This is a genomic window from Streptomyces himastatinicus ATCC 53653 (assembly GCF_000158915.1).
GTDB classification, from domain to species: Bacteria; Actinomycetota; Actinomycetes; order Streptomycetales; family Streptomycetaceae; genus Streptomyces; species Streptomyces himastatinicus.
The window spans coordinates 7,233,103-7,234,305 of sequence record NZ_GG657754.1; the positions used below are offsets into that span (position 1 = coordinate 7,233,103).

Sequence of the window (1,203 nt, forward strand, 5' to 3'; positions counted from 1 at the left end):
CGACACCGTCGACTTCGTCATGAAGATCGACCACCTCTCCTTCTCCGAAACGATCGAGCGGCTCGCCTCCCAGGCCGGGATCACCCTGCGGTACGAGCAGGGCAGCGCCACCCCCGGCCGCCAGCAGGGCGAGCGCACCCGCCTGGTCGAGGCGCACCGGGCGGCCGCGCAGTTCTACGTGGAGCAGCTGGACGGCCCCGAGGCGGAGATCGGCCGCAAGTTCCTCGCCGAGCGCGGCTTCGACCAGGCCGCCGCCCAGCACTTCGGCGTCGGATACAGCCCGGCCGGCTGGGACCACCTCGTCCGCTACCTGCGCGGCCGCGGCTTCACCGACCGCGAGCTGACCCTCTCCGGCCTCGCCCAGGACGGCCGCCGCGGCCCCATCGACCGCTTCCGCGGCCGCCTGATGTGGCCCATCCGCGACATCACCGGCGAGGTCGTCGGCTTCGGCGCCCGCAAGCTGCGCGACGACGACAACGGCCCCAAGTACCTCAACACCCCCGAAACCCCGCTCTACAAGAAGTCCCACGTCCTGTACGGGATCGACCTCGCCAAGAAGGACATCGCCAAGACCAGCCGCGCCGTGGTCGTCGAGGGGTACACCGACGTCATGGCCTGCCATCTCGCCGGGGTCACCACCGCCATCGCCACCTGCGGCACCTCCTTCGGCGGCGACCACATCAAGATCCTGCGGCGGCTGCTGATGGACAACTCCGGCGCCGAGGTCGTCTTCACCTTCGACGGCGACGCGGCGGGCCAGAAGGCCGCCCTGCGCGCCTTCGAGGACGACCAGAAGTTCGCCGCCGAGACCTACATCGCGATCACCCCGGGCGGTATGGACCCCTGCGATCTGCGGCTCGCGCACGGCGACGGCGCGGTCGAGGCGCTGGTCGAGAGCCGCACCCAGCTCTTCGAGTTCGCCATCCGGCAGATCGTCGCCCGCCACAACCTCGATACGGCGGTGGGTCGCGCCGCCGCCCTGGACGAGGCCGCGCCCGTCGTCGCGGGCATCAAGAACAGCTCCATCCAGCACGAGTCGGCCGTCCACCTCGCCGGGCTGCTGGGCATCCTCGACACCCAGTTCGTCGTCCAGCGCGTCAGCCAGCTCGCCCGCTGGGCGCGGGACCGCGGCCGGGGCGGCGACCAGCGCCCCGACCAGCGCGGCCGCCCGCAGCACCGGGGCGCGGGCCCCGGCGGGCCTGG

Annotated in this window: 1 protein-coding gene; it reads left to right on the forward strand. The window is 72.5% G+C overall.

Translation table 11 applies throughout. The features are described from left to right. Positions 1 to 1,203 (forward strand): DNA primase (gene dnaG / locus SSOG_RS30450; RefSeq protein ID WP_009718106.1); only part of this gene is annotated, 1,203 nt, incomplete at both ends.